Annotated in this window: 15 protein-coding genes; 4 read left to right on the top strand and 11 right to left on the bottom strand. The window is 73.2% G+C overall.

Annotated features, from left to right (window positions below; translation table 11 throughout):
- Positions 1-41: 41 nt before the first annotated feature.
- On the bottom strand, positions 42-1151 hold the full coding sequence (locus tag ACFWPS_RS03170; protein WP_383700278.1) for a caspase family protein: 1110 nt from the start codon (positions 1149-1151) through the stop codon (positions 42-44).
- Complete coding sequence (locus ACFWPS_RS03165; RefSeq protein WP_383700275.1) at positions 1148-2206, bottom strand: hypothetical protein; 1059 nt, start codon at positions 2204-2206, stop codon at positions 1148-1150. The genes ACFWPS_RS03170 and ACFWPS_RS03165 overlap by 4 nt, the downstream gene beginning before the upstream one ends.
- Before the next feature lie 294 nt (positions 2207-2500).
- Between ACFWPS_RS03165 and ACFWPS_RS03160 the strand changes: the two genes are divergently transcribed.
- Positions 2501-3829, top strand: a complete 1329-nt coding sequence (locus ACFWPS_RS03160) for a cation:proton antiporter (protein ID WP_383700273.1) — start codon at positions 2501-2503, stop codon at positions 3827-3829.
- An 83-nt stretch (positions 3830-3912) separates the two neighbouring features.
- Here ACFWPS_RS03160 and fxsT read toward each other — a convergent pair whose 3' ends face one another.
- The 4 genes from fxsT to ACFWPS_RS03140 form a co-directional block, all read right to left on the bottom strand.
- A complete protein-coding gene (fxsT, locus tag ACFWPS_RS03155) occupies positions 3913-8529 on the bottom strand; it encodes an FxSxx-COOH system tetratricopeptide repeat protein (protein WP_383700270.1) in 4617 nt (1538 codons plus the stop codon).
- A complete protein-coding gene (locus ACFWPS_RS03150) occupies positions 8529-9626 on the bottom strand; it encodes an AAA family ATPase (RefSeq protein ID WP_383700268.1) in 1098 nt (365 codons plus the stop codon). The genes fxsT and ACFWPS_RS03150 overlap by 1 nt, the downstream gene beginning before the upstream one ends.
- Complete coding sequence (locus tag ACFWPS_RS03145) at positions 9623-11077, bottom strand: hypothetical protein (RefSeq protein WP_383700434.1); 1455 nt, start codon at positions 11075-11077, stop codon at positions 9623-9625. Before ACFWPS_RS03145 ends, ACFWPS_RS03150 begins: the two co-directional genes overlap by 4 nt.
- 195 nt (positions 11078-11272) lie before the next feature.
- Positions 11273-11824, bottom strand: coding sequence for a hypothetical protein (locus ACFWPS_RS03140; protein WP_383700266.1), 552 nt, complete (start codon positions 11822-11824; stop codon positions 11273-11275).
- A gap of 104 nt (positions 11825-11928) precedes the next feature.
- On the opposite strand from ACFWPS_RS03140, the gene ACFWPS_RS03135 reads away from it, so the two are divergent.
- The gene (locus tag ACFWPS_RS03135; protein ID WP_383700264.1) at positions 11929-13656 is read left to right on the top strand and encodes a dolichyl-phosphate-mannose--protein mannosyltransferase; all 1728 of its coding nucleotides are present in this window, start codon (positions 11929-11931) and stop codon (positions 13654-13656) included.
- Between the two features lie 20 nt (positions 13657-13676).
- On the opposite strand, the gene ACFWPS_RS03130 is transcribed toward ACFWPS_RS03135, so the two are convergent.
- Together ACFWPS_RS03130 and ACFWPS_RS03125 are read right to left on the bottom strand one after the other, a co-directional pair.
- Complete coding sequence (locus ACFWPS_RS03130) at positions 13677-14288, bottom strand: DJ-1/PfpI family protein (protein WP_383700262.1); 612 nt, start codon at positions 14286-14288, stop codon at positions 13677-13679.
- A 63-nt stretch (positions 14289-14351) separates the two neighbouring features.
- Positions 14352-15677 carry an alpha/beta hydrolase gene (locus ACFWPS_RS03125; protein ID WP_383700260.1) on the bottom strand — a complete coding sequence of 442 codons (1326 nt, stop codon included), beginning with the start codon at positions 15675-15677 and terminating at the stop codon, positions 14352-14354.
- Positions 15678-15873: 196 nt separating this feature from the next.
- On the opposite strand from ACFWPS_RS03125, the gene ACFWPS_RS03120 reads away from it, so the two are divergent.
- The gene (locus ACFWPS_RS03120) at positions 15874-18846 is read left to right on the top strand and encodes an AAA family ATPase (protein ID WP_383700258.1); all 2973 of its coding nucleotides are present in this window, start codon (positions 15874-15876) and stop codon (positions 18844-18846) included.
- A gap of 140 nt (positions 18847-18986) precedes the next feature.
- Positions 18987-20612 (top strand): protease pro-enzyme activation domain-containing protein, encoded by a 1626-nt coding sequence (locus tag ACFWPS_RS03115; RefSeq protein ID WP_383700256.1) that lies wholly within the window; start codon positions 18987-18989, stop codon positions 20610-20612.
- Positions 20613-20682: 70 nt separating this feature from the next.
- Here ACFWPS_RS03115 and ACFWPS_RS03110 read toward each other — a convergent pair whose 3' ends face one another.
- From ACFWPS_RS03110 to ACFWPS_RS03100, 3 genes are all read right to left on the bottom strand, one after another.
- Complete coding sequence (locus ACFWPS_RS03110; protein ID WP_383700254.1) at positions 20683-21483, bottom strand: hypothetical protein; 801 nt, start codon at positions 21481-21483, stop codon at positions 20683-20685.
- A 154-nt stretch (positions 21484-21637) separates the two neighbouring features.
- Positions 21638-23524, bottom strand: coding sequence for a hypothetical protein (locus ACFWPS_RS03105; RefSeq protein WP_383700252.1), 1887 nt, complete (start codon positions 23522-23524; stop codon positions 21638-21640).
- Positions 23525-23761: 237 nt separating this feature from the next.
- A complete protein-coding gene (locus tag ACFWPS_RS03100; protein ID WP_383700250.1) occupies positions 23762-24484 on the bottom strand; it encodes a hypothetical protein in 723 nt (240 codons plus the stop codon).
- Positions 24485-24504: the final 20 nt, after the last annotated feature.

Genomic DNA, 24504 nt, shown 5'->3' with positions numbered 1-24504 from the left:
TTTCATGATGACGCACGGACCAGGCGCCGGGAAGGCCGTGATCAGGCCGGACAGCCCTCCGACCCGGGCGGCAGCCGGCGGGCCGCCCAGTCCGTCAGCTCGCGCTGTGCCAGCGAACCCGGTTCGAGCCATCCGAGCGCCTCGACAAGAGCGGCCAGGCCTCCCGGGTGCAGGCGGCAGGTACGCACGATGCTGATGATGTCGGCCCGGGCCGCTCCCAGCCGGGGAATGGCGCCGGCCAGGTCGACGGGCAGCATGCCGATGACAAGCTGGCGCAGGTCGCGGTCGGCCAGGGCGGGCCATCCGGCCAGCAGTGCGATCAGTTCGGACAGTGCCGCGTCCGGCACCGGTTCCGCCCGGCGCCGCGTGGCGGGGAAGTCGTAGTGCCGTACGTCGCCGGCCCCGGACCGGTACCAGAGCGAGGTGGGCCGCTGTCCCCCCTCGGTGAACCGTCCGATCACGGTGCTCGCCACCGCACCCATGTCCGGTGGCCAGTTCTCGTCGCCCGCGGCCTCCAGTGTGGCCAGCACGGCACGGGAGAACGCCCCGGTCCGCAGCACGGGGTCGTTGGCCGCTCGCTGCCCCGGCCCCGAGGCCAGCAGCACGAACTGCTCCCGGCCCGGCAACCGGTCGCCGCGGGACGGGAGTTCGCCCGGCAGTGAGCGGACGAAGCCCAGGTCCTCGACGAAGGTCTGGCAGGAGTCCACCAGCCAGATCTGGCGCCGGAAGCCGGGCAGCGCGTCGGTGGTGAGGGTGGTCAGCCAGGCGTCCAGGTCGAGGTTGCGTTTGTCGTCGGCCGTGGCGTCGGCGTAGAAGAGCCTGCGGTGTCCCTGCGGGTCGGTGACCCCGTGGCCGCCCCAGACGACGAACAGCAGATCGCCCTCCAGCGCGGGCAGCCGACGCGTCAGCACCTCCTGCACGGCCTCCCGCCCGGCGGGACCGGCGGTCACGTCCGTCTCGGGTCCGCCCGTCCCGGGCAGGGCGTCCAGCAGCAGGGAGATGTGGGCCGCGGGCACGCCACGGCCGCGCAGCCAGGCGGTGAAGCGGCGGGCGTCGGCGGCCGGGCCCGGCAGGTCCCAGGACGGGCCGACGGCATAGCGTTCCACGCCGACGACGACGGCGTGGGTCCGGTCCGGACGGGCGGCGGTCACGGCAGTTCCTCGGCCAGCACGCGGTACAGCTCCGGGTTGCTCCAGTAGGCGCTGTGGGAGAGCGGGAAGGGCTGGCGGCTGTCGAGGGCGATGTCCTCGACCCGGCCGGGGAAGACGCCGGCGCCGAGGTAGCTGAGCAGGTCGCGCCGGTCGTAGACGTTCAGCCAGCGCGGTACGTGGGCGGGCAGCGGGCTGCCGGGCTCCAGGCTGGGCAGGGCCCCCAGTTCGTACAGGAACGGGGCCTGCGAGCCGACGGTCACCAGCAGCGCGACCTGCGGCAGCGGCCGCAGCACCAGCAGGTCCAGCGCGGCTATGCCGCCGAGGCTGTGGGCGAGCAGCACGACCGGTGGCTCCGCCTTCTGTACGGCCGCCGCGACGGCCTCGCGGATCGGGCCGCCGCGGGCCAGGTAGAGCAGCACGTCCCCGGCGGCCGGATGGGCCGCGTCGGTGAGCGCCGACCGCCGTCTGACCGCCTGCGCGGAGGCCAGGCCGAGGGCCAGCCGCCCGGTCAGCCGCTTGATCCGCCGGGTCACCGGGCCGCGGTGGGTGCCGGGCTCGTCCCCGGTGCCGGAGGGGCCGGGGAGCAAGGTGGCGATCCGGGCGACCGCCTCGTCGCGGGCGGTGCCGTCGAAGGCCGCCGCCGGTCCCTGCCGCCCGGTCCGGCGGCGGACCGCCTCGGCCACGAAGGCCCGGGCCAGTTCGGCCGTTCCGGCGCCCTCGACGGGGGCGCGGAGGAAGCGGCGGCAGTCGTCGGTGGTCAGTACGGCGGCCACGGCGGCGGCGAAGTCCTCGGCGATGCCCGCCGCGTCCAGCAGCCCGCGCAGCCGGTCGTCCGCGGTGAGCGCCGGGGCCGCCGCGGAGAGGGCCTCGCCCGGCGGCCGGGCGCCGGGTGCCGACTCGGTTCTCCCGGTGGTCTCCGCGGTGAGCAGGCGCAGTTCGAGCAGCGGGTCCAGATAAAGAAGTCCCCAGAATTCGACGTCCTCGTCGAGTGCCTCCCCCGGCGCACCGGGGGCGCCCGCATGCGGTACTTCACGCCCGGTCCCGTACCCCGGCACGGAAATACCGTTCGAATGCAGTACCGATCCGGCAGTTCCTCCCCAATAGCAGGAAGACATGCGGACTTCGGGCCGTAACGGCCGCAATCCTTCCCGTACGACTTCCACAGTTCCGCTGAATCCCGGCTCGCGCACGCCGGTACCGTGTACGAATAAGACCGTCGTCACCGTCGACCCCCCGCCCCAGAACGGCATATTCCAAGCGCACGCAACAATAGGTCAGTTGCCCCGTCACCGGCTACACTGTGTGAGAACAACGCCACAGGGTGCGGCACTTGCCGAAGGGGGATGCCGGTGAGCATCGACTCCACTGTCACTCATGTCGTCGCAGCTCTCGCGCTGGTGATCACAGCCTCCACGGCCCTGGGAGCGGCCGCCCGCAGGCTACGCCAGCCTTCCGTCATCGGACAGTTATTCGCCGGTATCGCCCTCGGTCCCAGCCTGCTGGGCCTGGCTCCCGGAGGGGTGTACGAAACCTTCTTCCCGGACCAGATCAAGCCAATCCTCACTTCCCTGGCGCAAGTCGCGCTGGTGCTCTTCCTGTTCGCGGTCGGTTATGAACTCGACCTCGGTCAGCTGCGTAATCGCGGCGCGGTCACCGCCGTCTCGCTGAGCGGGTTCGCGATTCCCATGCTTATCGGAGCCGGCATCGTTCTGCTGTATTCCGGAGGTTTCCGCTCCGCGAACGGCGGGCATCCGATCGACGCGACATTCACCCTCTATATGGCGGTCGCCCTGTCCATCACGGCGGTTCCCGTGCTGGCGAGCATCATCCGGGACCAGGGACTGGCCGGCACCCGCCCCGCCACGATCGCGATGGCCGCCGCCGGTGTCATCGACGCGCTGAGCTGGCCGGTGCTGGCCGTCGCCCTGCTCGGCGGCGCGGACGGCTCGCTGCGGGCCTGGACCCTCAAGGTGGCGCTGCTGGCGGGGTACGTGCTGGTGATGTTCGTCGTGGTGCGGCCGGCGCTGAAGTGGTGGATGCACCGGCCCGGCGCCCTGATGACCAATCATGTCCCCGTCGCCGCCGCGCTGGCGCTGGCCTCGGCCTGGGCCACCAGCGCGCTCGGACTGCATGTGATCTTCGGTGCGCTGCTGGCCGGGATCATCATGCCCCGCCAGCCCGACGGCGCCCCGGACAGCCAGGTGCTGCGCCCGCTCCAGGAGACCGGCGGCCTGCTGCTGCCGGTGTTCTTCACGATCTCCGGTATGTCGGTCCAGCTCAACGGACTGCACGCCTCCGACCTGGTGCTCCTGCTGGTGATATGCGCCGCCGCGGTGGTGGGCAAGGTGGCCGCCGGCGCCCTGTCGGCCCGGGGCGGTGCCCGGCTGCCCTGGCGTGACTCGCTGCTGATCGGTGTGCTGCTCAACACCCGGGGGCTCACCGAACTCATCGTGCTCAACGTGGGGTTGCAGGCCGGAGTGATCGGCCCCCGGCTGTATGCGCTGCTGGTCGTGATGGCGCTCTTCACGACGGCGGCCACCGGGCCGCTGATCGGCCCGCTGTACCGTCCGGCCGGCGCAGCGCCGCCCGGACGTGCCGACGCCGACCCCGGTGACGGGCGGCCCCCGGGCTCCGGCCAGGCCCCCGCCGTGGACGCCGAGCCGACGCCACAGCCGTAGCGCCTCCGGCCGCGGCGCCTCCGGTCGTGGCGTCGTGGCGGGTCGAGCCGGCCGGGCACAGGAGCCCGGCCGGCGGCCCCTGGCTAGAACGGCACCGGGGCGATGTCCGCCTCGGCCCGCTGGCTGCTGGCGGCGGCGGTGGTCGCCGGGTGGCTCTCGCCCAGCGTCCGGCGGAACCGGGTCAGGGTGTCGGTGTGCAGCACCGTGGCCTCGTCCACGCGGTCCAGCGCGCGCAGGTCCAGAGCCACGTTGTTGGCGCAGGCCAGGGTGGTCGGGTGGTCCGGGCCGAGGTCGCGCGTGAGGATCTCCAGGCTCTGCCGGTCCAGTTCCAGGGCCTCCGTGTGGCGCCCCAGTGCGCTGTGGTGGTTGGCCATGCCGAGAGCCGTGGTCACGGTGAGGATGTTCTCGTCACCCAGTGACTCGCGCATGCCCCGAAGCGCCATGTCGAGGTGTTCCCCGGCGGCATCGAGCTCGCCCAGATGGCGCAGCGTGATGGCCACGTTCGTACGGGCCGACAGGGTGTAGGGGTGAGCGGGGCCCAGTTGGGCGGCGTAGCGCTCGACGGTCGCCTCGCCCACCTCCCGGGACCGTGCCAGCTGACCGTCCTGCCTGAGGTCGACGACCAGGTTGGCCGCGAAGGCGATGGCGTCCGGGTGGTTGGCCCCGTACCGGCTCTGGACCCTCGACAGCCCCAGTTCGGCGAGCTGCAGCGCCCCTTCGTGGTCGCCGGCGCGCCGACGGCACACCGCGAGCACCCGGGCGCAGGTGATGCTGGCCGGGTTGTCCTCGCCGTAGTTGGCGATGTACCGGGCGTAGATGTCCTCCTGGTGGGCCAGCGCTCCCAGGTAGTCGCCGACCTCGCGCATGTCGAGGGACAGGCCGCTGAGGGTGTTCAGGGTGTCGAGGTGGTTCTCGCCGAGGGTGAGGCCGCGCAGCCGGGCCGTCTCCGCGTCGCGTTCGCGGGCCTCCTCGTACAGGCCCATCAGCCGCAGGCCGATGCCCAGGCTGTGCGCCGCGCGGAGGGTGGCCGGGTCGTCCTCGCCGAAGGCCCGCAGAGAGCGTTCGTAGACCGACCGGTTGATGTCCAGGCCCTGGGCCATCTCGGCCCTCAGCCGCAGTCCGCTGGTCAGCTGGATGAGGGCGTCCAGGGTGCCCTCGTCGTCCTCGCCCGCGACCCGGACGTACGTGTCCGCGGTGCGCTGCATCATGGCGGCTGCTTCCTCGTACTCGCCGACCCTGCGCAGCAGGAAGGCCAGCCACTTCGCCATCTCCAGCGTCTGCTGGTCCTCGGCGCCGAACTTCCCGGTCCACACCTGCATCGCCTCACGCGCCAGGGAGACCGCGCCGTCGAAGTCACCCCAGATGGAGAGGAACTCCACCACGTCCCGGATCAGGCCGCGCACCCACGGCGAGTCGCACTCCACGGCCCGTGACACCACGATGTGCGGCAGCAGCTGCTGGTAGCGCGGCCACAGCTCGCGTGAGCCGGGGCTGTTGGGGTTGGCGTCGGCGAGCAGCAGGTGTGCGCCGTGCCGCATGTCCGCCTGCTGCTGCGGGGACATGCGGTTGACCAGGACCGCCTGGACCAGGCGGTGCAGCTGGATGGTGTCGTGGCGGTGCTCGATGCGGGCCAGGGCGTAGACGTTGATCTCCCGGATGGCCCGGCCGAGCCTGATCGGGTGGCGCAGGGCCTCGTCCAGCTCGGGGGCGATGGTGCTGCGTGAGTTGTTGAAGAGGGAGCGGGAGATCGGCTCGGGCGCGAAGAAGGAGCAGACCTGGAGGAGCTGGAGCGCCGCGGGGTTGCGCTGTTCGAGCTGGCGCAGCGAGACGTCCCAGGCGGCGGCCACCGACATGGGGTAGTCCGGCGACGGGACGAGTTCGAGCATCAGCTCGGCGATCTTCTCCCGGATCAGTCCCAGGTACTCGTCCACGGCCATGCCGGTGACGGCCTGCCAGGCCGCGGCCTGCTCGATGGCGAGGGGCAGGTCGCCCAGCTCCTGGGCGAGCAGGTCGGCGTCGGTGTCGCTCAGGTCGCGGGCCCGGCGGCGCAGCAGCGTCTTGCTCTCCTCGCGCGTGAAGACGTCCACGGAGAGCGTCCTGGCCACCCGGTCCCACTCCTGGTTCCGGGAGGTGATGAGGATCTTGCCGGTGCCGCCGGTCGGGAAGTAGGGGCGTACGGCCTCGACGTTCTCGGCGTTGTCGAACACCAGGAGCCAACGGTCGTAGGGCTCGCCCCGGCGCAGGGCCTCGCGCACCGCCGGGACCGCCCGGTTGGCCTCCGTGCCCACGTTCAGGCCGATCCGGTGGGCGAGTTCGGTGAGCGCGGTCAGGATCATCGTGGGCTGTTCGGACGGGATCCACCAGATCACGTCGTATTCGGAGGCATGCCGGTAGACGTATTCGATGGCGATCTGGGATTTCCCGACACCGCCCATGCCGTGCAGGGTGTGGGGCAGCACGGCCGAGGTGTCGCCCGTCAACAGCTGCTGCCGCACCTGTGCGAGCAGCTCCTCCCGCCCGGTGAAATTGGGATTGTTCGGTGGCACGTTGCCCCAGACCACCGGTACGGAGGTGCGCTGCGGGGTCTGCTGTGACTGCGGTGCGGCCGGCCCCGGGACCGTCCTGCCGGATGACGAGAGGTCGGCGCCCGGCTGCCCGTCGGCGCTCGGAACGGGAATCTCCCGCACTGGAGTCCCGCTCGCGGATCCTTCCGCTGCATGCTGGTGCTCACTGGCAGTGATGTCGGTCATGTCCGGGCCGCCCAAATCTGAATTTAGAACATGTTTATTACGGGTATCGTGGCTCATTTGCCGCGAATTCTCATTGATCGACGCACCCGAAGGGGCCCCTTCCAGAGCCGCGCTGACCCGGCGGGCGCGCAGCAGGTAGGGCCCCGACAGGGCGCGCAGCACGGCCAGCTCGACACGCACGAACGGCAGGCTCTCCGCCGTCACTTGTGGAACCGGCTCCTCCTCCGGGGCGAGCAGTGCGCCGTGCAGCCCGCGGGCCGCCGCGAACCGGTCGCCGTAGAACTCGGACACCGAGCTCACGACCCGGGCCGTGTCCGCGCGCATCGCGCCCGCCAGCAGCGCCTCGCGCGCGCCGTCGACGAACTCCAGCGGCACGGGGGCGGCGGCGCTCCGCGCCGCGGCCGGCGCCGGCTGCTCCAGCAGGCCGCTCAGAAAGAGCTCGGCCAGATGGGCGGGCTGTGCCTCGGGCACCAGTCTGCGCTGTACGTCCCGCACCAGGCGGGGCTCCAGGATCGCGGCGGCCAGATGAGTGGCCAGCCGGAAGGCGGTGGGGGTGGCATGGCTGCGGAAGCGCCGGATGCGCTCCTGCACCGAGGGCGCCGGAATGACGACCGGAGGCTCGTCGACGTCCTCCTCGGGCGTATCCGGGGCGCCCACCAACAGCACGGGGGCCTCGACCCAGCCGGGCTCCGCACCGGCCACCAGCACGGCCCAGCGGCCCAGCCACCGGGCGTCCAGCTCCAGGACCGGGACCGCCGCGCTCCAGGCTGCGGGCGGCGGGTCGAACGGGTCGCGCCACTCGGCCGGGAAGTCCACGGCCAGTTCGGTGGTGCGGGCTCCCGCGCGGGGGCTGCGCAGCCGCGCCTGCCGGGGCACCAGCGCGGTGCGGTGCCAGTCCCGCTGGGACAGCAGATGCACCACCGCCACCGGTCCGGCCGCCGACCACAGCTCCAGCGCCTGCCGGCCGGCCGCGGTCCCCCACAGCGGTCCCAGGCCGTCGGTCAGGACCAGGACGATCCGGCGGCCGGTACGGTCCACCAGCTCGCCGGGGACACCGAGGACGTCGTGCTCCGGGTACGGCCCGCACAGCACCGCTTCCGGCCCCCGCGGGGTCTCCCGCAGGCCGAGCCGGCGCACCCGTACGTCCCGGAAGGCGCCGAGCCGCTCCGCCACGGCGGTGAACTCGGCGACCGTCTGCTCCCAGATGACCATGGTCGCGTGGTCGTCCACCACCAGCACCAGATCGAAGCGGCGCTCGTCCGCCGACCGGGTGTAGGGCACCCACAGGCCGTCCTCGGCGGCGCGTTCGGCGGTGGTCTCCTCGTCCAGTTCGACCTCGAACGCCGAGGGCACCAGCTGCTTCAGCACGCGCAGCGCACGGGTGATCCCCGCCGCGTCCCGCAGATCCGGCACCGCCTCGACCGGTTCGGCCGCCTCGGCCACCCCGGCCGCCCCGGTCCGGACCCGCCGGTTCGCCCGCTCCCGCGCGGTCCCGGGCCCGGGACCCTCCGGCCCGGCGGGAAACAACGGCAGGATCAGCACCTCGGCCATGTCACCGGACGGCTCCCGCACCGCACCGTCGTCGCCCTCGCCCGTCGTGCCGTCACCGGCCCCCGCCGTCGTACCGCCGACGGCACCGTTCGCCGCACCACCGGCGGAGCCGTTCGCCGCACCACCGGCGGAGCCGTTCGCCGCACCACCGGCGGGACCGCCCGTCCCGCCCCTCGTGCTGCCGCCCGTGCCGCCCGTCGTACTGCCGCCCGTCCCGCCGGACGCCGGCGGCCCGCCGAGGGGTTCGGGCAGGCCGGAGAGCTCCGACAGCGCGGTCGGCCGGGGCTGCGGCGGGCGGTCCGACGCCGGCAGCCGTGCCGCCAGCGTCTGGTATGCGTGCAGCCAGAGGCCCTCCGCCACTTCGAAGGCCTCCGGATAGGCACGCGAGTCCTCACCCATCAGGGCGCCCCCGACAACTCGCGCCAGAGCGCCTCCAGCAGCTCGCCCCAGGACTCGTCGTCCTCCCGGACCCCGGCCGTCCGCAGGAACACCGCGTTGAGCAGCTGGTCGGTCGCCAGCCCGCCGTTCTGCCGGCTGCGTTCCACGAACGCCCGGATCATCTCGTCGTGCCGGCCCGCCTGGTCCCGGAAGTGCGCGGCGATCATGGCGGCCAGCTGGTCCTCGCGGGGCGGGGAGACGTCCAGCCGGACGCAGCGGCGCAGAAAGGCCGGCGGGAACTGCCGTTCGCCGTTGCTGGTGATGACGACGAACGGGAAGGCCCGGCACCGGACCCGGCCGTCCGTCACCGTGACCGTGGTGTCCGGGTCGTCGGTGAACACCCGCGCCTCGCTCTCGTGATGGCGGGCGCGGACCAGTTCCGGGATGTCGTACGAGCCGTTCTCCAGCACGTGCAGGAGGTCGCTGGGCAGGTCGATGTCGCTCTTGTCCAGCTCGTCGATGAGCAGGACGCGGGGCAGCTCGTACGGGAGCAGGGCGGTGCCCAGCGGGCCGAGCCGCACGAAGTCCCCGATCCGTGCCCCGGTGCCGGCCTCCGGTGCCGTCTGCGGGGTGCCGTCGCCGGACGGGGCGGCCGGGCCCCGCCCGAGGGACGCCTGGGCGCGGCCGATGGCGTCGTACTCGTACAGTCCGGAGCGCAGGGTGCTGCGCGAGGTGATCCCCCAGTGCAGCACCCGGCCCAGGCCCAGTTCGCGCGCGACCAGATAGGCCAGCGTGGACTTCCCGATGCCGGGCCGGCCGGTCACAAGGAGCGGCCTGCGCAGCAGCAGAGCCGTGTTGATCATGTCGATGTCGTGCGGGTCCTGCCGGGAGGTGGTGCGGCCCACGCTGCCGAGGCGGCGGTCGGTCTCGGCGTTCTCGGCCGGTACGGGCGGCAGCACCGGGCCGCCGTCGAAGGCCCGCCAGCCGGGCGGCGGGGGCAGGACGTCGGCGAGGCGGATGTCGGGCAGCGGCTGACCGGTGCCGCGGTAGATCCACCAACTTCGGCTGACGGGACCGCCGTTGCGGCTGTGGTCCACCGGGTGCTGGGCGCGGGTCATGAGGTCCCCTCGTCGTTGTGTCCGCCGCGCACGCTCCCGGGATCCGACGCCGGGTATTCGGACCAGTCCACCATCCGGTTCGGGTTGTCGAGGAGCACCGCGAGGTGACGTCCCGAGTGCGCATCGCGTTGCGGCGCGGCAGCGGTGGCCGCTTCGGTCCGCAACTGCCGGACACGCTCCGGCAGTTCGGCGGCCGTTCCCTTCAGCAGCTTGTCGACCCGTTTCCTGAAGTCGCCCGGGGGCGTGGGCCGGCGGTCCCAGACGGCCAGCGGCACGCCGGCCCGCAGCGCGGCTTCGAGCGTGGCCTGGCGGCCCTCGGGTCCGGTCAGCGGAGGCGCGTTGAGCGCGACCGACACCAGCCGCTCGTCGGCGGCGAGGGTGCTGTTCCACCGCACCGGGTCGTGGCCGCGCTCGCCCGTGGTGTCCCAGTGGCAGAGGATCCGGGGGCCGGCCGTCATCTGCTGCCAGCGGTTGCGCCAGCGCCGGTGGTAGCGCCTGGCCCGCATCCGCTCCAGGCTGCGCAGCGCCACCGGGAAGTCCAGGCACAGCGCGGTGGCGGAGGACGAGTGCGAGGCCATCGGCAGCCACTCCACGGGATGGTTCAGCAGCTGCAGCGGCAGCACGAACTCGAGTACCGGCCGGCCGGGGCGCTCGCCCCAGTCCTCCTCGACGCTCTCGACCAACTGCTCGACCGCGGCCTCGACTTCACCCAAGGCCACGATCTGGTCCTCTCCCCGCTCCGGCCGCCACGAGCCCGGACGCCGCTGCCGCCAGTGGGACAGCAGATACTCGTCCGGGCTCATCCCGTGCTTGCTCAACTGGACAACGAGACAGGCGGGAGCCGGTTCCGCCGCCCCCCGAGTGATCTGCGAGCGGAGGGTTTCGAGAGGTTCCACCAGGTCAAGTCGGGTGCCCTGAGCGTCGTTCCAGCCGCGCAGGCCGTCGACGACCTGCCGGTCGGCGCCGGACGCCGCGCCCGCCGCGATCGCGTGCTCCACCAGGACCAGCACGGGAAGCAGGCCGTCGGGGCGGGCGTTGGCGTCGGCCAGGAAGTCGAAGGCCTCCTGGAGGGTGGAGACCGGGTGGGCCGGGAGCGGCAGGTCACCGGCCGCCGCGTACAGCAGGCCCTGCGCGTCGGGATGCGGTAAGCGGCTCAACAGCGAGCGAGCCCTGCGGAGTTCGGCTTCGGGCAGGACCGCGAGAACGGGCGAGGCGGAGACGAGCTCGACGATCCTCAGTACCGGAATCGAGCCGGGGTCGTACTCCTGGAGGGTGTCCACCAGTACGGAAAGTCCGGAGGGCTTCCGCCAACAGGCTTGGAAGATCTCCAGTATGTCGTGCCGCTTCCGGCTGTGTCGCCGGACGTTGGCCAACTCGGGTAACCGGCCCGCCAGCATGTCGATCAAGAGATCGCGCCCTCCCGGTGCATCGAGTCCCGACACCGCGCACATCTGCTCTATCAGCTCATGCTCGAACCCCGCTGCATGGCCGCCGTTTCTCCCACTCAACAAACTTCCCCCCGTCACGGCTCCGGCGCCCCTCAACTCCCTCCCGTTGCAGGGCAGTCCGAGTGCCGCAGCCCTGTGTCCAGGGTATGGCCCAGGCCTTACGGGTGGCCACCCCGGAGCGGTAATCACAGGCATCCGCTAGACGGTCACATGGACGTAGACCAAGGGCGCGGCCGCCTCGCTCTCGTCGACGGTCAGCAGGGCCGATCCGGCCGTGTCGCCCCGCTCGGGGAGGTCCGCGTAGAGGCCGGCGAGGTGTCCCCCGGTGCCGATCCTCCAGGGCAGCCCGACGGAGTCGATGTCGTCCTGGTCCAGGACGGCGTTGCCGGCCGCCAGGTCCCCGGTGGCCTTGTCCAGGGCGGCCAGGAACTTCTCCAGGCCTGCGGGGGTGGTGCGGAAGCGCAGGTAGAGGTCCTGGCCGCTGTCCGCGCTGCCGTCGCCGGGCACGACGAGGTAGGCGGCCTGCCGGGCCCCGGCCGGCACCGCGAGCCGGAAGGTCTTCCGGAGCGCGGCGCCGGGGACGCCGTGCTTCTCCTGCGGGGCCTTCGGCAGCGCCTCGACCTTGAACCCGTAGAGCCCGAGCGGTGCCGCGAGGATCGCCCCGGCGGCCGCCAGGAACACACCGCAGGCCACCACCAGGAGCGCGACGGGCAGCCGCCGTTCGCGCTCCGGGCGCGTCATGTCCGCCATCACGGCTTCTCTCCCGTACTCGCTCTCGTGATCTCTCTCATGTCCTCCCCCACCGTAGGGCTGCCGCTTCGCGGTCGGGCGCGGGCACCGCCTAAGGTCGTCCGGTGACGAACAGCAGCGCGACGCGTTCCCACGACCTCGACGGCATACGTCCGGCGCCGGCCTCCCTCGGGCGGCTGGACCGGCTGCGCCGGTTCGGTTACGCCGGGGTCCCGCACCGCACCGGCGTCCGGGAACGCCTGGTCCCGCCCTTCCCCGAGCCCGCCACCCGCCTCTGGCTGCTCCTGGGCCTCGGCCCGGCCCGGGCACTGCGCCTCGCGAAGGCGATGGAGTGGCTGGGCCCGCTGCTCGTCACCGCGCTGGCCGGCGCCCTCCGCTTCTGGCGCCTCGGCCGGCCGCGCGACCTCATCTTCGACGAGACGTACTACGCCAAGGACGCCTGGGCACTGCTGCACCTCGGGTACGAGGGCAGCTGGCCGGACCGCAAGGTCGCCGACCCGGAGATCCTGGCGCACCCCCAGGTGATCCGGCTCTCCGACACCGGCTCCTTCGTCGCCCACCCGCCGACGGGCAAGTGGGTGATCTCCGCCGGCGAGTGGCTGTTCGGCCTCGACCCCGTCGGCTGGCGCTCCATGACGGCGGTCCTCGGCACCCTGTCGGTGTTCATGCTGTGCCGCATCGGCCGCCGCCTGTTCCGGTCGACGTTCCTGGGCTGCCTGGCCGGGGCGCTGATGGCGGTGGACGGCCTGCACCTGGTGATGAGCCGCACCGCCCTGCTCGACCTCGTCGTCATGTTCTTCGTGCTGGCCGCGTTCGGTTGCCTGCTGATCGACCGGGACCGGGCCCGGGCCCGGCTCGCGGCGGCCCTGCCGGCCGACGCGGAGGGCCGGGTGCGCCCGGACGCCGGCACCGGTGAACGGGCCGGAACGGGCCCGCGGCCCTGGCGCCTCGCGGCCGGCGTCCTCCTCGGCCTGGCGGCCTCGACCAAGTGGAACGGCCTGTACGTCCTGGTCTTCTTCGTGGTCCTGACGCTGCTGTGGGACGTCGGCGCCCGCCGCGTCGCCGGGGCCGCCCACCCGTACCGGGCGGTGCTGCGCCGGGAGCTCGCCTGGTCGGTCCTCTCCCTCGTCCCGACCGCCGTGGCGACCTACCTGGTGACCTGGACCGGCTGGTTCCTGTCCGACGACGGCTGGGGCCGGCACTGGGCGGACGGCCGCGGCGGCACCTGGTCGTGGATACCGGCCCCGCTGCGCAGCTTCTGGCACTACGAGTACCTGGTGTACCAGTTCAACGTGGGCCTGCACACGCCGCACAAGTACCAGTCGAACCCCTGGAGCTGGCTGGTCCTCGGCCGTCCCGTGCTGTTCGCCTACGACTCCCCGGAGCCCGGCCGGGACGGCTGCTCCACGGCGTCCGCCTGCACCCGCACGGTCCTCGCCCTGGGCACCCCGCTGCTGTGGTGGTCGGCCTGCCTCGCCCTCGGCTACCTGCTCTACCGCTGGGCCCTGCGCCGCGACTGGCGGGCCGGCGCGATCCTCTGCGCGGTGGCGGCCGGTTACCTGCCCTGGTTCCTCTACCAGGACCGGACGGTCTTCTCCTTCTACGCCGTGGTCTTCGTGCCGTACCTGTGCCTGGCCGTGGCGATGATGCTGGGTGCCGTGCTGGGCCCGCCGGGCGCGGACCGCCGGCGCCGTACCCGGGGCGCGGTGGCCGCGGGGGTGCTGGTGCTCCTCATCGCCTGGAACTTCGTCTACTTCTACCCGGTCTACACCGGGCAGACGATTCCCTACAGCGGCTGGCAGTCCAGGATGTGGCTCGACACCTGGATCTGAGGCTCACCCGCCGCCGGGGCTCAGCGCAGTGCGGCGGCCTCGCCGGTGCGGACGGTACGCAGGACGCGGTCCGCGGTCTCCCGCTGCTCGCCGACGGGTGCCGTGTAGCCGATGACCTCGCGCACGGCCTCGTCGCCGAGCGTCCGGGAGATCACCCAGGCGCCGAGGTACTGCGAGGCCATGCAGCCGCCAGCCGTGGCGATGTTCCCCTCGCTGTGGAACGGCGCGTCCAGCACGGTGACGCCACGGGCCTCGACGAAGGGCCGGCTGACCGGGTCCGTGCACGCGGGCCGGCCGTCCAGCAGGCCGAGCCGGGCCAGCACGAGGGCGCCGGAGCACTGCGAGCCGATCAGCTGGCGCCCGGGGTCGAGCGGCAGCCGGGAGACCAGGTGGTCGTCGGCGACGACGTCCCGGGTCCGCACCCCGCTGCCGATCAGCACGGCGCCGGCCTCGGCCACGAACTCCAGCGGCCGCTGCCCGGTCACCTCGACGCCGTTCATGGACGTGACGACCGGCGTGGGCGTCGTGATGAACGCCTCAAGGCCGTCCTTGCGGCACCGGTTGACCAGCGCGGCGGCGATGAAGGAGTCGAGCTCGTTGAACCCGTCGAAGGTGACCACGGCTACCTGCATCGCAACTCCCCCGGTCCGGCGGCGGACGTCCACTCCACGGCCACTGCACCGTGCGGCGGCGTGTCAGCGGTGTGCGGTGGCCGTGGGGCTGGGCTCCGGGCCCTCCGCGCGCACCGAGCCGTGGCCGTGACCGGACCGGGGGTGCGGGCTGGGGCTCGGCCTGCCCGCCGCCTCGGACGTCGTCTTCTTGGCGTGGTGCCGGGGCACGACGTCCTGGGGGAAGGTCAGCTGCTCGTTCATCCACTTCAGGGCGGCGGGCATCTCCCGTACCCAGGTGGGGAAGTTGTGGCTGCCGCTCTCGGGGAGGATGGAGACGACCCGCATGGGCGCCCTGACGGCCTTGATGAAGGCCTCGGTCTGCGCGTAGCCCTTCTCGCCGTGCTTGCTGTTGGCGACCAGGACCGAGACCTGGGGCACGGGCAGGTGCTTCAGCCGCCACATCAGGTCGTGGCCGTCGATCCGGGCCTGACGGCCGGGACCGCTGCCGAAGAGGTTGCCGGTGGTGGGGTCGTCCTTGACCTGGTAGTCGGGCGACAGGGCGGCGGCCGTGGTGTAGACGCCGGGGTCGCGCATCGTGAGCTGGAGGGCGCAACTGCCGCCCGAGGAGTACCCCATGACGCCCCAGGAGTTCGCGTCGTGGCCGGCCCGGTAGACGGACTTGATCGCCTCCGGGAGGTCCTTCGCCAGGAACGTCTCGGTCTGCGGTCCGCCGGGGACGTCCACGCACTCGGTGTCGCGCGGCGGGGCGACGGTGGGCCGGATCATCACCATGATCGTCGGCTGCATCTGGCCCTTGCGCTGCAGTTCGCCCGCGGTCTGCGAGACCCGCAGGTGCTGGGCGAGGTTGAAGATGCTGCCCGGGTAGCCGCTGAGCGCGACGATCACCGGGAAGCGCATGCGGTGGTACGCCTTCTGGAAGTACTGCGGCGGCAGATAGACGAAGGCCGGGTCGACCACGCCGGTGCGACGGCCGATGATCTTCACCGACTCCACCCGGCCGACGGCCGCGGCGGGCCCGCTCGGCAGCCCGCTGACCCGGCTCAACTGCTGGTCGCCGGCGGGCTGTACGAGCGAGGCCCCGCGGACGCTGCTTATGCCGTTCACCGAGCCGCCGCCGTTCCCGCCGGCCGCCTGCGTCACGCCGACCGGAGCGGTGTCGACGTTGCCCAGCAGCTCGTTCCAGGAGCCGAAGAACTGGTACGACGAGTTCACCGCGCACGCGAACGCCGCGACGATCGTCACCTGCGTCACCGCGACGGCCCCGAGCCGCCCCAGCACCTGCCACAGCCCCGGCCTGGCGAACCGCGGCCACAGCCAGACCAGCAGGGCCACACACAGGGCGGCCAGCGCCGCGAGCGCGTATACGGTCGTTCGACTGGTCAAACCCATGTCACTCAGTCCCTGGTTTCCCTGCCCGTGCCTCGTTGCTTCCGCACAGGAGGAGGGCCGAAGAGCCTTCCGCGTTCCGTAACGAGGGATTCAGGAAGAAGACATGACCTGTTACGCCATGTCGGGCGGGGCGGCCGCCGCCGCGGGGTGACCGATGTCATTGACACACCGGATCACCGGAGGTTGTCATGAACACATGCAACTGACCGGGCGCCGTACGCTGCTCGACGCCGCCCGGGTACAGGCGGCGGCGCGCCCCGGGGTGCTCTTCCACGGTCCCGCCGGCATCGGCAAGTCCACGCTCGTGGCAGCCCTCGCGGCGGACCCGGCCGCCGGCACCGTACTGCACTGCTCGCCCGCCGAGGAGGACGCCCGGCTGCCCTTCGCGGGGCTCGTCGACCTGTTCGCGCAGGTCCCGGAGAGCTGCCTGGAGACCCTGCCGCCGCAGCCTCGGGCCGCACTGCGGACAGCCCTGCTGCGCGGCGGACCGGCGGACGACCGCGGCCTGCTGGCCGTACGCGTCGCCGTCCTGGACGCGCTGCGCACCCTGGCCGCCGGCGGTCCCGTCCTGCTGGTCGTCGACGGCCTGCAGTGGCTCGACGAACCGACCGCCGATGTCCTCGCCTTCGCCGTGCGCAGGCTCTACGACCCCGGCATCCGGATGCTCGCCGCCGAGCGGGTGGCGGACGGCGGCCAGCCCGAGCGGCTGCGCTGCTGCCCGCCGGGCACCGTCGAACTCCCCGTGCCGCCCCTGACGGACGACGAGACGGCCCATCTGGTCCGCGCCGACCTCGGCGCCGACCTGCCCCCGGCCGTGCTGCGGGCGATCCAGCAGACCGCCGCCGGAAACCCGTACTACGCACGGGAGTTGGGGCGCGCGGCACTGCGCTCCCCGGTGCCCGCCGGGTTCGGCACGCTGCCGCCGGTGCCCCCGGGACTGCGCACCCTCCTGCTGGAGCAGGCCCGTGCGCTGCCGGAGCCGGTGCGGCGCACCCTGCTCGTGGCGAGCGCCGCCGCCCGCCCCAGCCTCACCCTGCTGCGCGCCGCCGGGCTCCCGGACCCGGCCGCGGACCTCGCGGAGGCGGAACGGCTCGGCATCGCGACGGCCGACGCCGACGGGGTCGTACGCTTCCGGCATCCCGTGCTCCGGGCCGCCGTGCACGCCGACGCCGCCGAACACGGGCGCCGGCAGGCGCACGCGCTGCTGGCCCGCGCGGTGACCGAACCCGTGGAGCGGGCCCGTCATCTCGCGCTCTCCCATCCCTACGAGGACGAGGCCACGGCCCGCACCCTGATGTCGGCGGCCGGGTCCGCGCGCCTCGACGGCGCCCCCGGCACCGCCTTCGAACTGGCCGTCCTCGCCGCCCGCCGCACCCCGGCCGGCCATCCGGCGGACCGGGCCGAACGGCTGCTGGCCGCCGCCGAGTACGCCATCGACGCCGGACGCACCGAGGAGGCCGGCGAGGCCGCCGGGGCCGTGCTCGCCCGGTCGGGGTCGGCCGCGCAGCGGGTGCGGGCCCGGCTGGTCCTGCTGCGCGGCGCCGGGCAGGCGCTGGAGGGCACCGAGGACCTGATCGCGGACGGCCTGCGGGACGCCGCGGGCGATCCGCGCTCCGAGGCCCGGCTGCACCACTGGGCCGCCGTACGGGGCCTGCTGTGCGGGGAGTTGGCGGAGGCGGCCGGGCATGCCCGGCGGGCCGCACGGCAGGCGGGCGCGGCCGGCGACACCGAGACCCGGATCGACGCGCTCGCCACCCTCGCCCGGGTACGGTCCCTGGCCGGAGACCCGGTCGCCGCCGACGCCGCACTGACGGAGGCACTGACCCTGTTGGCAGCGCCCCGAAGGGGCGCGGGGAACTGCGCGACCAGCCACGACGCAGCCGCAGTCGACACACGACAGATCGCGGCACTTCCAGATTTCGCGGCGCTCCCAGCGGAGCGCCCCGGCGGCCCGGAGAGCCGGCGGCTGATCCGGATGCGGGCGATCCTCGCCCTGGACTCCGACCGGGTGACCGAGGCCCGCGACCAGGTCGTCCCGCTGCTGGCGGCGACCGGTGAGCCGGCCGGGGCCGAGGAGACCGTCGCGACCCTGGTGGCGCTGACCCGCATCCAGGTGCGCGCCGGGCACTGCCGGGAGGCGCTGCGTACCGCGGCCCGCTGCTCGCGGGCCCTGCCCCAGGCGGCTCCGGCCCTGTACGCGGCGGCACTCGCCGCGACCGCGGGCGGCACCGCCGACGAGGCCCGGCGGCTGGCCGCGCAGGCGGTCCGTGCCTCGGAGGCGGACGGCGACCGGCTGTTCCTGCTGCGCGCGCTCGCGGTCCTCGGGCAGGCCGAACTGCTCGGCGGTGATCCGCGCGGGGCGGCCGCCGCCGTCGAGGCGCTGCAACGCGTCAGGGAACTCGGCGAGGCCATGTGCGCCGCCGACCCGCCGCTGCTGCACTGGTACGGCGACCTGGCCGAGGCCCTGGTCGCGCTGGGCGAGACGGACGCGGCGGGGGCCGTGCTCCGCGACGCCCGGGCGCGCGTGCCGCACGGCGCGCCCGGCAGCGTACTGGCGGCGCTGGAACGGGCGGAGGGGCTGTGCGACGCGGGCCTCGGCCGGGCGCGGGAGGGGGCGGTACGGCTGCGTACCGCCGTGGAGCGGCTGCGCCGGTTGCCGCTCCCCGTCGAGCTGGTACGCACCCTGATCGCACTCGGCGCGGTCGAGCGCCGCGCCCGCCGCCGGAACGCCGCCCGGCAGGCGCTCGCCGAGGCCCTGGAGACGGCGACCCGGATCGGCGCGGCCCCGCTCGCGGCCCGGGCCAGGGACGAACTGGCCCGGCTGGCGGCCGGGGAGCGCGGCGGCGAGACGGGCGCGGGCGGGCCCGAACTCACGCCCACGGAGGCGCGGATCGCCGAACTGGTCGGCGGTGGGGCGACCAACAGGGAGGTCGCCGCCGAGCTGTTCATCAGCGTCAAGACGGTGGAGGGGGCGCTGTCCCGGGTCTACCGCAAGTTCGGGGTCCGCTCGCGCACCGCGCTGGCGCACGCGATGGCCGTCGCCGTCATCGCCTCCGGGGCGGCGGTGGACACCGGCGACGACGACCGGTCCGGGCCCGTGGCACAGACCGTGGCGGTGAGTCAGGCGGCACGTGCCCGTCTCCCCCGCCCGCTCGACACACGCCGTTGACATGACATCCGCAGTTAACACGTAACGCAAGGGTTCCCCCGCTTACGGGGGTGGGGCCGGAGTTCCTACGGTGATCCCGTTCCGTTTCCCGGGACGGCTCAACTCCCCACCCCCCACTCTCCATTCTTCGGAGGACCCCAGTGAAGTCACGCCTGAAGCTGCTCGGCCTGATCGCAGCGCCGGCCCTGGTCACGGCGGTCGTCCCCGCCGCCTTCGCGGCCGACGCCCCGCACACCGCCCGGGCCGCCGTCGCCGGAGACGTCCTGCCCGGCCTGAAGCACGACGCCGCCCGCACCGGCAAGGTGGCGGCCGGCAAGCGGATATCCGTGGCGATCAGCCTGACTCCCCGGGGCGGCACGGCACTCGACACCTTCGTGGCGAAGGTCAGCGACCCCCACTCGGCCTCCTACGGGCACTATCTGACGAAGAGCCGGTTCGCGGCCCGCTTCGGCCGGACCGACGCCGAGGTCAAGAAGCTGAAGGACTACCTGCGTTCGCAGGGCGTCACCGTCGGCAAGGTGCACTCCGGCAACCTGCTGGTCGACGCCAGCGGCACCGCAGCCCAGCTCCAGAAGGCCTTCGGCACCCAGCTGTCGACCTGGAAGGACGCCACCTCGGGCCGCTCCTTCTACGCCAACGACAGCGCGCCGACGCTCCCCTCCTCCCTCGCCTCCATCGTCAGCGACGTGGCGGGCCTCAACAACCGCGTCCAGCTGCACCACCAGGCGACCCCGCACACCGTCTCCCCGCACAACGGCCCCGGCGGCGGCTACACCCCGGCCCAGCTCAAGGGCGGCTACAACGTCTCCGGGACGTACACCGGCAGCGGCCAGAAGATCGCGCTCCTGGAGTTCGACGGCTTCCAGCAGTCCAACATCACCAAGTACGACACCAACTACAGCCTCGGCTCGCCCACCCCGACCGTGTCCAAGGTGGACGGCGGCTCCGGCTCGCTCGGCGACGGCCAGGTCGAGGTCGAGCTGGACATCGAGGTCCTGCACGCGATCGCCCCGAAGGCGAACGTGACGGTCTTCGAGGGCCCCAACTCGGACGCCGGTGAGGTCGACACGTACCAGGCCATCGTCGACAGCGGCATCCCGACCACCTCGATCAGCTGGGGCGCGGCCGAGTCGGCCCGCACCACCTCCAACATCAACGCGGTGGACGCGGTCTTCAAGACGGGCGCCGCCGAGGGCCTCGGCTTCTACGCGGCCTCCGGTGACGACGGCTCCGACGACGCGGGCGACGGCGGCACCTCCGTCGACTACCCGGCCAGCGACCCGTACGTCACGGGCGTCGGCGGCACCAAGCTGACCGTCACCTCGGCCAACGCCTTCAGCAAGGAGGTGGCCTGGTCCGGCGGCGGTGGCGGCAAGTCCACCGTCTTCAAGATCCCGAGCTGGCAGACGGCCGTCCAGAAGAGCGCGGGCGGCGGCTACCGCCAGGTCCCGGACGTCTCGGCGCACGCCAACCCGAGCCCCGGTGTCTCCATCTACTCGCAGGGCTCCTGGTCCTCGGTCGGCGGCACCAGCGCGGCGGCCCCCGAGTGGGCGGCGTTCGCGGCCCTCTACAACCAGCAGGCCGCGGCGGCCGGCAAGGCCAACCTCGGCTTCGCCAACCCCGCCCTCTACGCGGCGAGCGGCACCGGCTTCCACGACATCACCAGCGGCAGCAACGGCGCCTACTCCGCGGCCACCGGCTGGGACTTCACCACCGGCTGGGGCTCGTACAACGCCTCGACCCTGGCGACGAAGCTCCTCGGCTGACCCCGTCCCCTGAACCACCCGCCCCCGCGCGTACCGGGAACCGTCCCGGCCCGCACGGGGGCGCTTTTTCTCACCTGACGTCGACGAAGTCGCCTGCCGCCGTGGCCGGGCCGGTGGTGGCGGTGCCGGCGAAGACGAAGCGGAAGTAGCCGTCGGCCTTCGCCTTGGTGGTGGTCCGCAGCGTGCCGCTGCCGCCGCTGGTGACGGTCTTCAGGGTGGTGTAGGTGCTGCTGCCCTTCTTGCGGAACTGCAGCTTGACCGGCTGTCCCTGGTAGCCGGTGTAGCTGCCGCTCGACCAGTTGGCGCGGGTCAGCTTGCCGGTGACCGTGACGGTCCTGCCCTTCTTCACCGGCTCCGGCGAGGCGTTCACCGTGACCTTGGCCAGCCGCTTGACCGAGGCGGTGCCCGCGACGTCGATCTCCGTCCAGTCGTCGGTGCGGTCCTGCGCCCCGGCGAGCACGTTCCAGGTACCGGCGAGGCCGTTGTGGTCGAGGTCCCGCGCGGCGTCCACGGCGATGCTCACCGTGCAGTCGGCGGTGGTGGGGTTGGCGATGGCCGGCACCTCGCAGGTACCCGCCGGGTACGCCCCCAGGGTGCCGTCCTCGTCGTCGGTGTTCGGGCCGTGCCACAGGTAGGCCCAGGACGCGACGACGCCGTCCGGGTCCGTCGCCGTCCAGGTGATGGTGACGGTCTTCTTGGTGGTGAGGCCGAGGACGATGTCCTTGCCGCCGTTGACGACGACGTTCGAGAACACCGTGTCGCTGGATGCGGTCCGGTCCGCCGCCTGGGCGGCTGTCGGAAGCACCGACGCGGACAGGGCGGCAAGGCCGGTGGCAAGGGATACGGCGGCGACGGCCGGGCGGATGCGCATGGAATCCCCTTTCGGGATCGACGGCCCGCCGCCTCCGTACGGCGAGTCCTGATGCTGCGTCACACCGCCTAGACATGCGGGGGACCGTCACGGTTGCCCCGTTGTTCCGATTGTGTTCACGGAGAACGGCCGGCTCCCGCCGCTCCGCCCCGGATCAGGATCTGCGCAGGACCCGGTTGGCTCCCGCCACGACCGTGGTCACGAGGACCCAGCCCACGCTGACCAGGGCGACCACCACCCACTGCATGTCGCCGTGGGAGCTGTACGAGCGCTCCTGCCCGAAGTCGACCACCGGAAGCAGCAGGTCGAGGGTGTACACGGCCGGCTGGAAGTCCGGTGGCGTGCCGTCGCCGTAGGGCAGCGGCGGCCAGGTCGCGAACAGCGCGGTGCCGGCGGTGAAGAAGGCCGCGAGCAGCAGCACCGCGCGCAGCGGCCGGTACCCGTAGCCGACGGTGAGGTCCTGCAGGAGGCTCCAGATCCGGGCGGGCCAGGCCAGGGTGGCCCGCCTGCGGCGCTGTTTGGCGAGCAGGACGAGGCGCGCGTCGGCGTCGCGGCCGTGGCGCCGGTAGTTGGCGGCCAGTTGCTCGTAGGGCTGCGGTGCGAAGCCGGCCGGGTCGCGGTCGAGCCAGGTCAGCCGCTGCCGGCCGGACAACGCGGGCTGGGCGCTGTCGTAGGCGAGGCCCTCCAGGACCAGCGAGCCGGGCCAGCCGGCCGGGTCGTCGCGCAGCACGCCGACCCGGGTGTGGCTGAGGTCGACGATGCCGCGCGGTGCCTCGCGGGGCTTCAGCGTCAGGTCGGCGGCCGCGGACCGCCGGCAGATCAGGGCGCGCTCCCCCGCCGGGACGTCCAGCACGGCGTTCTCGAAACAGAGCTTGGCCCGTACGGTGATGCTGCTGAGGGAGATCCGGCCGTGCGCGGTCAGCCCGTCGCAGCAGTTGAACTCCGCTCCCACCTCTATGCCGTTGGCCCGCAGCGCGGCGGCTCCGGCGCGGCCGGTCAGCTCGGCGCCCTCGAACAGGGCCGAGCCGCCGACCCGGGCGTCGCAGAGGTCGACCGTGCCGTGCGAGACGAAGCCGGACCGGCAGTCGAGGTCGCCGCCGACATGCAGGCGGTGGGCTCTGAGCGCGGTGCCGTCCGGATGGTGCAGCCGGGCCCGCCGCAGCACGACGCTGCCCCGCACCGAGGTGTCCCGCATGTCGACGCTCCCCCGCACGGTGAGCCCCGAGCCGGCCTGTATGTCGCCGCCGACCGAGGCGCAGAGCAGTTGCAGAGCGGGTTCACCGCCGGGTGCGTCCGGGCCGGTCAGGGTGGCGTCCTCCAGGTGCAGCGAACCGCCTATCGAGGCGCCGTAGAGGTTGATCCCCCCGTCGCTGGAGAACCCCCGGTCGAGGTACAGGCCGCCGCCCACGGTCAGTTCGGGAGCCTGGAGGCAGGCCCGGTCCCCCTGGAGCCGGGCGCCGCGGAAGCCGAGCGTGTCCTGCACCCGGGAGCTCATGAGCCGGATCGGCCCGCTGCACACCAGTCCGGTCGCCGAGAGGTGCTCCTCGACGGCGAGCGACTGCGCGTCGACGGCCACCGTGCCGTCGGGCGCCTGCACCGTCGAGCGGTCGAGCAGCAGATGCGTACCGACGGTCAGGGAACGGAGGTTCAGAGTGCCGTCGAGGGTGCACCCCACGATCTCGCACTCCTGGCCCACCCGAGCCCCGACCGCGCTCAGCCCCGGCAGGGCGCAGTCCTTCAGCTGGAGCACACCGAACTGCCCGCCGTCGAAGCACGGCACCTCGTCGAAGCGACAGGCATCGAGGCGTATCGCGCCCTGGACGGCCGCCTCGGCCAGATCGAGCGTGCCGGTGATCCGGGCACCGCGCAGCCGGAGCCGGGCCAGCCGCCCCCGCGCGGGGCGCGGCGCGGCGACCAGCAGCCACCGCAGGGCCTCGGCCCGCACCTCCGGCACGTCCTCGCACCACTCACCGTGCCGGTACGCCTCCCACAGCCGGCGCTCGTGCGCCTCCCAGCCGTCCGGCGGGCCGTCGTCCGACACCCTGTGATCCCCCTTCACACAAGTTCCCGCCGAGTTCCCGCGAGCGGCGGCGAAGCAGGACGTTGCTACCCGACCGGCACGGAGATCACGCCCGTGAACCTCCTTGACGGTGCGGTCCCTTGGGATTGCCGGGGCCGTGGCCGTCGCGGTCGTCCGCGGGTCCGTGGGGGCTGGTCGCGCAGTTCCCCGCGCCCCTGACGGGGCGCTGACGTGCCGCGCCCCGCAGGGACGCGGGCCTCATCCGTGGTAAAGCACGCGCACGGCGTACGCGTCGCCCGGAAGGGCGTCGAGGTACTCGGTGAAGTAGTGGCGCCGCTCGGCGTTCGCCACGTCCAGCCAGCGTCCGTCCAGGGTCAGCAGGGCGTTCGAGGGCAGGACCTGGTCGGCTTGTTCCCGCACGTATTCTTCGAGGTCACCGGTGAGGCGGGCGGCAGGGTCGCCGCCGATGAGGTCCCGGAGTTCGGGGTTGCTCCTGAGCGCCACGACAGCCGGCTGGGTGCGGTAGTCCTCCAGGGCCTGTGCCTGCGGGTAGTTCTCGGGGTCGGCGAAGTGCCTCGCCCAGAAGTGGCTCGACGGCATGGTCGGCGGGTAAGCCGCGGAGAAGTCCTGCCACGCCTCGAAGGCCCGCCGTGCGCGGGCGGCCGCCCGCGCGCGTGGCGTGTCGAGATCCAACAGCACGCGCGGCCCGCCGTCGCACAGTGAAGGCGAAACATCGCGGGGCTCTCCGGACAGGGTCTCGGCACCCCGGATGAGACGCGGATCGTCCTCACGCCCCGGGACGACCAGGAACTCGCAGCCCCGGCCGTCGATCTGCCAGTAGTCCCACCAGGTCTCGACATCCGGACCGCCGACTCCGGGATCACGGTTGTAGTCGAACGGCGCCATCGCCGCGCCGATCGCCTGGACGACGTCCCCCGGGTCGCACGGGGGGAGGCACACCGTCACTCGCTCTTTCGCCATAGCTCTTTCCTCGGTCTCTT

It is taken from the genome of Streptomyces sp. NPDC058457 (assembly GCF_042720695.1).
In the GTDB taxonomy this organism is placed as follows: domain Bacteria; phylum Actinomycetota; class Actinomycetes; order Streptomycetales; family Streptomycetaceae; genus Streptomyces.
Note: the sequence above shows the minus strand (reverse complement) of the source record. Positions and strands in the feature narration are given on the sequence as shown.